The sequence below is a fragment of the Paracoccus lutimaris genome (genome assembly GCF_003337565.1).
Taxonomy (GTDB): domain Bacteria; phylum Pseudomonadota; class Alphaproteobacteria; order Rhodobacterales; family Rhodobacteraceae; genus Paracoccus; species Paracoccus lutimaris.
The window spans coordinates 1-10,733 of sequence record NZ_QPJL01000048.1; the positions used below are offsets into that span (position 1 = coordinate 1).

A 10,733-nucleotide genomic window follows, 5' to 3' on the forward strand; every position below is an offset into this window, starting at 1 on the left:
ACTAGCATTGACGCCATCATAACACGCAGAACATAACCACTGGGTGGGTCAGTTCTCGGTGACAATGCCGGGTCAAATCTCAGTGGCAATCAACATTCTGCATCTCTCGCTGTAAGCGACCGGAAGGCTTGACCGATGGCCCTCTTGGCCGTCTGACCAAATCCTCCCCCGCCTTCGCCTTCGATCAGTTCCACCGCTGCCGCTTCGGAGATGCCCGCCGCACCCGCGCAGGGGACGGCCGCTGCAGTTCTTCATGACGGCGGGCCAGGTCAGCGATCACACCGCCGCCGCGGCCCTTTGGGGCAGTCTACCGGCCGCAGAATGGTTGATCGCCGACAGGGGCCATGACGCTGACTGGTTCCGGGAAGCGTTGAAAGGCAAGGGGATACGTCCCTGCATCCCGGTCGGGAGTCGCGCGGCAAGGTTGCCCCCTACGACAAGCGGCGCTACCGCCGCCGCAACCGCATCGAGATCATGTTCGGTAGGCTGAAAGACTGGCGCAGGATCGCGATCCGCTACGACAGATGCGCCGGGACCTTCCTAACCGCCCTCGCCCTCGCAGCAACCGTCATCTTCTGGCTTTGAGGATCAATGTATCTGGAGCCTAGATCAGAGCGATTCAGAAGCTAGAAATCAATCACGGGATATCCGCGGAATCACAGCCGACATCCCAATATCGTCTTGGGGCTTTTACCATGCCCCGCACAAGCGAACCTGACCGACCGGCTCAGCTGTCCAGCTCAGTGTCCCAGTAGAGGAAGTCCATCCAGCTCTCATGCAAGTGGTTCGGTGGAAAGCGCCGGCCGGCCGCGTGCATTTCCTCGGGCGTTGGGCGGCGCGCCGGGCGGCGCAGGCGCATGCCGGAATTCTTCAGCGACTTGTTGGCCTTTTTCAGATTGCAGGGCGAACAGGCGGCGACGACATTTTCCCAGCTGGTCACCCCACCGCGTGAGCGCGGCACCACATGGTCAAAGGTCAGGTCGCCCCGCGCGCCGCAATACTGGCAGCAGAATTCGTCCCGCAGAAAAAGATTGAAGCGCGTGAATGCCGCGCGCTTCTGGGGTTTTACGTAATCTTTCAGCACCACGACCGAGGGGATGCGTATCGAATGCCTCTGGCTTCGGACCACCTCGTCATACTCGGCGATGATCTGCACCCGGTCCAGAAACACCGCCTTGATCGCCTCTTGCCAGGGCCAGAGCGACAGCGGGTAATAGCTGAGCGGGCGGAAGTCGGCATTCAGGACAAGAGCCGGGTTGCGACGCAAGCCCGATGGCTCGCGCACGAATTGGGTTCGGAAGTCTCCGTGATCGTCAAGCATCGGCCCTCGCTCTGCCTTGCCCGGAACTCGTCAAATCCTTAACGCCGACTATATATCGCGGCTGACGGCTGGCAAGTCCCCGAATATATGCTGCCGATCAAATAGCTGCGCGGCGTGACAGGCCGGTGACAGCGGCGCCCGTCTTCTGGCAGGATGGGGTCATGACACAAACCCCGCCACCGCTTTTGGGCACATTGGAATCGGCGCTATACGCCGAGGATCTGGAGGCGGCCGCGCGCTTCTGGACCAAGGTGATCGGTCTGACCGAGATCGCCCGCCTGCCCGGCCGGCATGTGTTTTTCCGCTGCGGCGCGCAGGTCCTGTTGGTGTTTCGCGCGGAAGCCACGCGGGTCCCACTCCGACCAGATGCACGCCTGCCAGTCCCCTCCCATGGCACGACCGGACCGGGCCATTTCTGCATGAGCGCCGCAGAAAGTACATTCGATAGCTGGCGCAAGCATCTGGAAACACATGAAATTGAGATCGAGGCAGATTTCATCTGGCCGCAGGGCGGCCGCTCGATCTATTTCCGTGATCCGGCTGGCAACTCCATCGAGATCGCCGACCCGGCCATCTGGGGCTGACTGAAGATCAGAAAAGGCGCCGGGATCAGCGCCGGGCGCGGGCGCGCACAGGGACGCGCTTGGGCGCTGGCATCACCAGACGCAGAACCATCAGGCTGGCCGGGATCAGGGCGGCAGTCAACAAGATCAGGTCCATGTCGGTGTCTCCTCAGCACTTGCAGAAAAAGTAAGGCCTGCATCAGGTGATGCAAGCCCCATTTCATTCAAAACCCTATGACCTTGCGGAAAACCGCTCTTTCAGGAAGGCCAGCGCCACCGACAACCCATCCGGCGAGATGCCATGCCCGGTGCCTTTCATCACATGGCCATAGACGGTAAAGCCGGCATTCTGCAGCGCCTCGCCGGCAATGCCCATGCTGTCAAAGGGCACGACCGGATCCTCGTCGCCATGGATGAGCAGGATCGGCGGCTTGGTCTTGGCATTGATCGGCTGTTCGGGATCGATCAGACGGCCGGAGAAGCCCACCACGCCAGCAATTTCCGGCTCGCGCTGCGGGGCGACGCTCAGCGCCATCATCGTGCCTTGCGAAAATCCGACCAGCGCCAGCCGGTCGGCGGGGATGCCTTCATCGACAAGAATTTTGTCCAGAAACGCGTTGATATCCTGAAAGGATTGAGCGGCAGATGCCTTGGCTTGCTCTTCTGAGGAACCATCCATCCACGGGATCGGGAACCACTGATAGCCCATGGGATTGTTGACGCAGCGCTCGGGCGCGTTCGGCGCATAGAATGCCGTCCGGGGCAGATGCGGCGCCAGCGGATCGGCCAGTCCCAAGAGATCGGCCCCATCGGCGCCGTAACCATGCAGGAACACCACCACGGTATCGGCTTTTTGCGGCCCCTTGCGTCCCGATTTCAACTCTCGCGTCATCTGATCCCCTCTCGGTCCTTGGCCACGCGGTAATAGGCCCAGAGCGCCCGCGCCGCAACCGAGCGCCAGGGCCGCCACGGTTCGGCCAGCCGGGTCAAGGCGGCAGGGCCGGGGCGCTCGGGCAGGTCGTAAAGCAGCCGCGCCGCCTCGGCCAGCGCAAGGTCACCCGCGGCAAAGGCATCGGCGCGGCCAAGGGCGAATTTCAGATAGATATCGGCGGTCCAGCGGCCAATGCCCGGCAGGGCGGTCAGACGCGCGATCACCTCGTCATCGGGCAGATCGCGCAGGCCCGGCCAGTCGATCCCGGCCTGCGAAATGCCGCGCAGATAGCGAATCTTGGGCCGCGACAGGCCGACGGCACGCAAGGCGTCCTCATCGGCTGCGGCAATCGCCGCCTCATCCGCCAGCCCCGCCGCCACCATCCGCCCCGAGATCGCATTCGCCGCATTGGTCGAGATCTGCTGCGCCACCACCGCATCGCGGATCGCGACAAAGCCTTCGTCCCAGCGCCGCAATGGCAGGGGCATCAGCGCCGGCAGCTCTCGCGCCCAGACCGGGCAGACCTGCATCAGATGCGCCGCACCCGCCTCAAGATCGGCCGGGTCGCGGATCAGCCCTGTCACGCGCCGCCCTCGTCATGAAGGCGCGCATCCTCCTTGAGCCGGGTCTCGTAGGCCATCGAGATATGGCGGCGCAACGCTTGCTCGGCCCCGGTCTCATCGCGCTTGCCGATGGCATCGACGATCGCCTGATGCTCGTCCAGCGTCACCGAATCGCGGCCCTTGGCGGCCAGCGTCGTCCCGGCCATCAGCGCCATCGAGCGATGCACAAGGTTCAGCTGCTGCACCAGATAGCGGTTATGCGAGGCCAAATGGATCTGGTGGTGAAAGCGGCGGTTGGCACGTGCCAGCGCCGCCGGATCGCCCAGGCTTGCGCGGTCCTCGTCGATCATGCCGGCAAGGACGCGAATCTCCTCGGGGGTGGCATGACGGGCGGCCAGCCGGGCGGCAAGCGCCTCCAGCTCGGTGCGCACGGTGTAAAGCTCGGCCAGCTGGTTGTGGTCCAGCGTGGCGACGATCAGGCTGCGCCCGTCGCGCTTGAGCATGGATTGCGTTTCCAGCCGCTGCAACGCCTCGCGGACCGGGGTGCGCGAGACGCCGAAACGCTCGGCCAGCTCGGATTCGACCAGACGGTCGCCGGGGCGGTAGATGCCGTTGTCGATGGCCGACAGGATCAGGGAATAGGCGTCTTTCATGCGCCGCACGATCCGCGACGGCCGCGACGATTGCAAGCACCCCGCAGCCGGTTTAGGCAAGAGCCATGGATTTTCAGCACATCACCACCTGGATCTTCGATCTGGACAACACGCTTTATCCACCCGAAGCCCGGCTGTTCTCGCAGATCGAGAAACGCATGACGGCCTATGTCATGCGCGAAATCGGCGTCCCGGAACCCGAGGCGAACCGGCTGCGCGACCATTACTGGCGCAAACATGGCACCACGCTGGCGGGGTTGATGACCGAGCACGGTATCGATCCCGGCCCCTATCTGCGCGAGGTCCATGACATCGACTTTTCCGGGCTGACCCCCGACCCCGGGCTGGCCGCCCTGATCCGCGCCCTGCCCGGCCGCAAGATCGTCCACACCAATGGCGACCGCGCCTATGCGCATCGGGTGCTGGAACATCGCGGGCTGGCGGTGTTCGACGCCGTCCATGGCATCGACGATGTCGATTTTCACCCCAAACCCGATGCGCGCGCATATGCCGCAGTCCACCAGGCCGAGGGTTTCGACCCCGCCCGCGCCGCCATGTTCGAGGACGACCCCCGCAACCTTGCCGTCCCGCATCTGCTGGGCATGCGCACGGTTCTGGTCGGCGACGGCCGCCATGGCCCGGACGAACTGGGGGTAGGTTACGACCACGGCCCGCATGTCCATCACCAGACCGCGAATCTGACGGAATTTCTGCGCGGCCTTGCCGAAAACCGCAGCGCCGCTAAAATCTGACCAACGCCATATCAAAATCCGGAGGGTCCCATGGGACAGGCCAGCCAAGAGGAGCTGCGCAGCGAAGCGCGCACCGCCACCCTGCTTTTCTTCTTCGCGCTCACCGTGCTGGTGCTGGGCGTGATCGCCTTCCTGCTCTGGGGGCTGCCGGCGCTGACCATGATCGGCCTTGCCGCCACCGCCGGTGTCTATGGCATGCTGGTTGCCTATGCGGCGGGTCTCTAGTCCGCAGATGAAGCTCGAAGACAGCGATATCCTGGTCTCGGGCGGCGGCATTGCCGGGCTGATTGCGGCTGCGGCCTTTGGCAGCGCCGGCCACAGCGTCACCTGCGTCGACCCGGCCCCCCCAGTGACCGAGGAAGCGGCGCAAGGCTCGGACCTGCGCAGCACCGCCTTTCTGCATCCCTCGATCGCGGTCCTTTCTGCCGCAGGCGTCTGGGAACGGCTCGCCCCCCATGCGACCGCGCTTCAGGTCATGCGCATCATCGACGCGGGCGGGAAGCTGTCGCAGGCACGGCTGACGCGCGATTTCGACGCCGCCGAAATCTCGGACCAGCCCTTTGGCTGGAACCTGCCCAACTGGCTTTTGAAGCGCGAGATCTCGGCCCGGCTGGCGCAATTGCAGAATGTCCGCTTCCTGCCCGGCACCGGCACCGCCGGCCTCCTGGCCCGCGACAGCGAGGCGCTGGCCACGCTGACCGACGGCACGCGCATCCGCGCCCGGCTGGTGATCGGCGCCGATGGCCGCAACTCGCCGGTCCGTCAGGCGCTTGGCATCGGCACGCGCACGCTGCGCTATGGCCAAAAGGCGCTGGCCTTTGCCGTCACCCATGAACGCCTGCATGAAAACGTCTCGACCGAGATCCACCGCTCGGGCGGCCCCTTCACGCTGGTGCCGCTGCCCGACCGCGACGGCAAACCCTCATCCGCAGTGGTCTGGATGGAGCGCGGCACGGAAACCGCCCGGCTCAGCGCGCTCCCCCGCGAGGCATTTGAGACTGAGTTGAACATCCGCTCGGCCGGGGTGCTCGGGCATCTGACGCAGGTGACGCGCCTGACCGAATGGCCGATCATCAGCCAGATCGCCGACCGTTTCACCGGCCCGCGCACCGCCCTGATCGCCGAGGCCGCGCATGTCGTCCCGCCCATCGGCGCGCAGGGCCTGAACATGAGCCTTGCCGACCTGAACGCGCTGATCGACCTCTCGGCCGGCGATCCGGGCAGCGCGGCATCGCTCGCGACCTACGAACGCCGCCGCCGCCCCGAGGCCATGGCCCGGCTTCTGGGCATCGACGCGCTGAACCGCGCCAGCATGATCTCGGCGCGGCCCTTGCGCGACCTGCGCGCCGCAGCCTTGGGCGGCCTATACGCCATCGCCCCGGTCCGCCGGGTGATGATGCGCGCCGGGCTCGGCGTCAGCTGACCTTTCTTCTTCACTCAAATATCCATGGGACCGCGCCGCAAAAGCCGCGCTTCCCATGGCGCGCGACCGCATAATCTGCCAGACAACCCGCCATGGCCAAACCGATCACCGCCTTCACCTGCACCGCCTGCGGCGCCAGCCACCGCAAATGGTCCGGCCGCTGCGAAGCCTGCGGCGCCTGGAACACAATCATCGAGGAAGCGCCGCTGTCCCAGGGCCCCGGACGCGGCCTCGGCACGCTCAAGGGCAAGGCGATCCCGCTGTCGGGCCTTGCCACACAAGAGGCCCCGCCGCCCCGCGCGCAATCGCGCATCGCCGAGTTTGACCGCGTGCTGGGCGGCGGGCTGGTGCCCGGCTCGGCCATTCTGGTCGGCGGCGATCCGGGCATCGGCAAATCCACCCTGCTTTTGCAGGCCGCCGCGGCCTTTGCCCGTGCGGGCCAGCAGGCCGTCTACATCTCGGGCGAGGAGGCCAGCGCCCAGGTCCGCATGCGTGCCCAGCGGCTCGGCCTTGGCGATGCGCCGGTGCAACTGGGCGCTGAAACCGCGCTGCGCGACATCCTGACCACGCTCGATGCCGAACGCCCCGATGTCGCCATCATCGATTCGATCCAGACGCTGTGGTCCGACCAGATCGAGGCCGCGCCCGGCTCGGTCGCGCAGGTCCGCGCCAGCGCGCATGAGCTGGTGACCTTCGCCAAGCGCCGTGGCACCGCCATCATCCTGGTCGGCCATGTCACCAAGGAGGGGCAGATCGCCGGCCCGCGCGTCGTCGAGCACATGGTCGATACCGTTCTTTATTTCGAGGGCGAGCGCGGCCACCAGTTCCGCATCCTGCGCGCCCACAAGAACCGCTTCGGCCCGGCCGACGAAATCGGCGTCTTCGAGATGACCGGCGGCGGCCTTTCCGAGGTCACCAACCCCTCGGCGCTGTTTCTGTCCGAACGCGGCCAGCCCCATGCCGGCTCGGCGGTCTTTGCCGGCATCGAAGGCACGCGCCCGGTCCTGACCGAGGTGCAGGCGCTGGTCGCCCCCTCGACATTGGCTAGTCCCCGCCGAACCGTGGTCGGCCTCGATTCGGGGCGCGTCTCGACCATCCTTGCCGTCCTTGAGGCGCGCTGCGCCGTTCCCTTTGCCGGGCTTGACGTTTTTCTCAATGTTGCCGGGGGGATGCGGGTCCATGAGCCGGCCGCCGATCTCGCCATTGCCGCAGCCCTTCTCAGCGCGCGCGAAGATGTCGCGCTGCCCGCCGATACTGTCCTTTTCGGCGAGATCAGCCTCTCTGGCGCACTCCGTCCGGTCTCTCAGGCCGAAAACAGGTTGAAAGAAGCGACGAAACTTGGTTTTTCACGGGCGATCCTGCCTGCGGCCACCAAGGTCGAGGGCGTGTCCGGGATGCGGGTCGACCGCGTATCGGATCTGACAAGCTTCGTGGGCGAGACATTCGGGGCCGGATGAGGCTGCGGGTGAACTGGCCGCAAAACGCGGAAAAACCCCGCGAAAGGGCGTGAACATGGACGGTTTTACCATTATCGACGGCATCGTTGCGGCCGTGATCATCCTCTCGGCGATCCTCGCCTATGCGCGGGGATTCGTGCGCGAATCCCTGGCGATTCTGGGATGGATCGGCGCGGCGGTGCTGGCCTTTATCTTCGCGCCGACGGTGCGGCCGATGGTGGCGCAGATCCCCGGCCTCAACAAATTCCTGGCCGATAGCTGCGAACTGGGCACGATCGCCGGCTTTGCCACCGTTTTTGCGCTGGCGCTGGTGCTGTTCTCGATCATCACGCCGCTGTTTTCCTCGGTCGTGCAGCGCTCGGCCCTGGGCGGCGTCGATCAGGGCATGGGGTTCCTGTTCGGGGTCGCGCGCGGCATCCTTCTGGTTGCCGTGGCCTTCATCGTCTATGACCGGGTGATGGCAACGCAGCCGGTGGCGATGGTGGACAATTCCCGCTCGGCCCAGGTGTTCGAGCGGATGCGCGGCCAGATGGACCAGCAGATTCCGCAGGACGCGCCGGGCTGGGTGGTCAGCCGCTATGAGCAGCTGGTGCGCAGCTGCCCCGCCGCCGGCGAGCCGGTCGATGCGGGAACCGCGACGCCCGCACCTGCCGCCGAACCTGCTCCTGCGCCTACAAACTAAGACTTATGATGGATTCGTGACAGAAAAATGCGCCCTGCCATGGCGGCGGGGCGTGACTTCATGGGTCGGACACCCTAGATTGACGCCGAACCAGAAAATTCTGCCCAAGCCCCAGAACCCCAAGAGTCGGTGATGATGCAGCCATTCCTTGCCCATCCCTTCGATTCCGACCGCCTGCATGAAGAATGCGGCGTCTTCGGCGTAATCGGAGTCACGGATGCCGCCAATTTCGTCGCCCTTGGGCTGCATGCCTTGCAGCATCGCGGGCAAGAGGCCGGCGGCATCGTCGCCCATGATGCCGAGCAGGGCTTCAACAGCGCCCATCGCTTTGGCTATGTGCGCGACAACTTCACCAAGCAAAGCCTGATGGAGACGCTGCCCGGCTCGCTGGCCATCGGCCATGTGCGCTATTCGACCGCCGGCACCAAGGCCGCGACCGCGATCCGTGACGTGCAGCCCTTCTTTGGCGAATTCGCCATGGGCGGCTGCGCCATCGCCCATAACGGCAATATCACCAACGCCATGGCGCTGCGCCGCGAGCTGATCGAGCGCGGCTCGATCTTCCAGTCCAGCTCGGACAGCGAATGCATCATCCACCTGATGGCGCGCTCGATCCAGCGCAATATTCCCGAACGGATGAAGGACGCGCTGCGCCGGGTCGAGGGCGCGTTCTCGGTCATCGCCATGACCCGGACCAAGCTGATCGGCGTGCGCGATCCCCTGGGCGTGCGGCCGCTGGTTCTGGGCCGCATCGGCGATGACGGCTTTGTTCTGGCATCCGAGACCTGTGCGCTGGACATCATCGGCGCCGAATTCATCCGCGAGATCGAGCCGGGCGAGATGGTCGTCATCTCCAAGGGCGAGGTCGAAAGCTCGCGCCCCTTCGGCCCCTCGACCGGGCGGTTCTGCATCTTCGAGCATGTCTATTTCTCGCGCCCCGATTCCATCATCGGCGGCCGTTCGGTCTATGAGACCCGCCGCCAGATCGGCGTGGAGCTGGCCCGCGAGGCCCCGGTCGAGGCCGATCTGGTTTGCCCGGTCCCCGACTCGGGCACGCCCGCGGCCATCGGCTATGCGCATGAAAGCGGCATCCCCTATGGCATGGGCATCATCCGCAACCAGTATATGGGCCGGACCTTCATCGAACCGACCGAGCAGATCCGCAACATGGGCGTCCGGCTGAAGCTGAACGTGAACCGGGCGCTGGTCGCCGGCAAGCGCGTGGTGCTGGTTGACGATTCGGTGGTGCGCGGCACCACCTCGCGCAAGATCAAGGACATGATCCTGGACGCGGGTGCCGCCGAGGTGCATTTCCGTATCGCCTCGCCGCCGACCGCCTGGCCGTGTTTCTATGGCGTCGACACGCCCGACCGCGACAAGCTTCTGGCCGCGCAGATGTCCGAAGAGGAGATGCGCGAATGGATCGGCGTTGACAGTCTGGCCTTTGTGTCGCTGGACGGGCTTTACCGCGCCGTGGGCGAGGCCAAGGGCCGCAACAAATCCTGCCCGCAATATTGCGATGCCTGCTTCTCGGGCGAATATCCGGTGGCGCCGTTCGACCAGCTTGAGCGCGGGTTCCGCATGAAATCGGACCTGCCCCCCAGCCCGGTGACCGGCCACGCGGCGGAATAACCGGATCCGCCGGTCGCGGCGCGAGGTATCGGAAGCGCAGAGCGGGCGTCATCGCCCCAGCTCGTGCGTTGCCGTGAAAACTTTCGAGGCAGACATCTAGCCGCTTCAAACGGGGAGTATACGCGCCTCGCGTTTATTCCCCGTTTGAATGTCTGGATCGTCGTGCAAAAGCACATCTGAAACAGCTATTTCAAACCTCGATACCGGATTTCTTTCCTCTCGCGGCGGTTGGCAATCCTCGACGCGCAGACCCGAAACGCGCTTTCAGCGCAGGGTGGAAAATACCTCGCCGCTCAGACTTGCCGAGAAGGACGCCGAGACCTCCGTATATTTCTCGGTGACGTAGACATTGGTGTGGTACATCTCACTATCTCCATCTTCACACCCTGATCGGCCCAGGCGGTAAGCGTGCCGACATGGGCGGACAGCTCGCCCGATGCCAGCTTCTTGTGAATATCGTCGATCATGGCATTGCGTCGGCTCAGCTTTGCGACCTTCTGCGCATTCTCGATGACGGCCTTGACCGCCTCCTGCTCGTCTTGCGACGCGGATTGACCGCTCATGAGCCTGATCAGCGCCAGTGCGGCCTTGGCCGCTCGGGACTCTGTGCTGACGGCCGGTTCGGCAGCAAGGCGGGCATCGACCAGATCCTCGACCGCGCGAGATATGCTCGAAAGTTGGTGACGCTTGATCAGGCGGCAGCTTGAATGTGGCGGACGCCGTCGCGGAACTCAACCCCGCTGATGACCTCTGGCA

12 protein-coding genes and 1 pseudogene are annotated in these 10,733 nt (G+C 65.0%); 9 read left to right on the forward strand and 4 right to left on the reverse strand.

What is annotated here, in order from left to right; genetic code table 11:
* Nucleotides 1-229 precede the first annotated feature (229 nt).
* Nucleotides 230-585, forward strand: a pseudogene (locus DFP89_RS19125) (IS5 family transposase); the annotation flags it as partial.
* Between the two features lie 142 nt (nt 586-727).
* Here the strand turns inward: DFP89_RS19125 and DFP89_RS19130 are convergent.
* Entirely contained in the window at nt 728-1,321 is a 594-nt protein-coding gene (locus DFP89_RS19130) for an HNH endonuclease (RefSeq protein WP_114350918.1), read from the reverse strand.
* Between the two features lie 161 nt (nt 1,322-1,482).
* Between DFP89_RS19130 and DFP89_RS19135 the strand changes: the two genes are divergently transcribed.
* Nucleotides 1,483-1,905: a VOC family protein gene (locus DFP89_RS19135; RefSeq protein ID WP_114350919.1), complete on the forward strand. Its 423-nt coding sequence runs from the start codon at nt 1,483-1,485 to the stop codon at nt 1,903-1,905.
* Between the two features lie 211 nt (nt 1,906-2,116).
* Here DFP89_RS19135 and DFP89_RS19140 read toward each other — a convergent pair whose 3' ends face one another.
* The 3 genes from DFP89_RS19140 to DFP89_RS19150 are packed head-to-tail and all read right to left on the reverse strand — an operon-like array spanning nt 2,117 to nt 4,031.
* Entirely contained in the window at nt 2,117-2,776 is a 660-nt protein-coding gene (locus tag DFP89_RS19140; RefSeq protein ID WP_114350920.1) for an alpha/beta hydrolase, read from the reverse strand.
* Nucleotides 2,773-3,345, reverse strand: a complete 573-nt coding sequence (locus DFP89_RS19145; protein WP_114350928.1) for a DNA-3-methyladenine glycosylase family protein — start codon at nt 3,343-3,345, stop codon at nt 2,773-2,775. Before DFP89_RS19145 ends, DFP89_RS19140 begins: the two co-directional genes overlap by 4 nt.
* A gap of 50 nt (nt 3,346-3,395) precedes the next feature.
* Nucleotides 3,396-4,031: a GntR family transcriptional regulator gene (locus DFP89_RS19150; RefSeq protein ID WP_114350921.1), complete on the reverse strand. Its 636-nt coding sequence runs from the start codon at nt 4,029-4,031 to the stop codon at nt 3,396-3,398.
* 65 nt (nt 4,032-4,096) lie between these two features.
* Between DFP89_RS19150 and DFP89_RS19155 the strand changes: the two genes are divergently transcribed.
* From DFP89_RS19155 to DFP89_RS19185, 7 genes are all read left to right on the forward strand, one after another.
* Entirely contained in the window at nt 4,097-4,783 is a 687-nt protein-coding gene (locus tag DFP89_RS19155; RefSeq protein WP_114350922.1) for a pyrimidine 5'-nucleotidase, read from the forward strand.
* A 30-nt stretch (nt 4,784-4,813) separates the two neighbouring features.
* Entirely contained in the window at nt 4,814-5,008 is a 195-nt protein-coding gene (locus DFP89_RS19160; RefSeq protein WP_114350923.1) for a hypothetical protein, read from the forward strand.
* A gap of 7 nt (nt 5,009-5,015) precedes the next feature.
* Complete coding sequence (locus DFP89_RS19165) at nt 5,016-6,206, forward strand: UbiH/UbiF family hydroxylase (RefSeq protein ID WP_114350924.1); 1,191 nt, start codon at nt 5,016-5,018, stop codon at nt 6,204-6,206.
* Nucleotides 6,207-6,298: 92 nt separating this feature from the next.
* A complete protein-coding gene (radA, locus tag DFP89_RS19170; RefSeq protein ID WP_114350925.1) occupies nt 6,299-7,663 on the forward strand; it encodes a DNA repair protein RadA in 1,365 nt (454 codons plus the stop codon).
* 55 nt (nt 7,664-7,718) lie between these two features.
* A complete protein-coding gene (locus tag DFP89_RS19175) occupies nt 7,719-8,345 on the forward strand; it encodes a CvpA family protein (RefSeq protein WP_114350926.1) in 627 nt (208 codons plus the stop codon).
* Nucleotides 8,346-8,480: 135 nt separating this feature from the next.
* Nucleotides 8,481-9,977, forward strand: a complete 1,497-nt coding sequence (purF, locus tag DFP89_RS19180) for an amidophosphoribosyltransferase (protein WP_114350929.1) — start codon at nt 8,481-8,483, stop codon at nt 9,975-9,977.
* Nucleotides 9,978-10,393: 416 nt separating this feature from the next.
* Nucleotides 10,394-10,684, forward strand: coding sequence for a hypothetical protein (locus tag DFP89_RS19185; protein WP_114350927.1), 291 nt, complete (start codon nt 10,394-10,396; stop codon nt 10,682-10,684).
* The last annotated feature ends 49 nt before the right edge of the window (nt 10,685-10,733 follow it).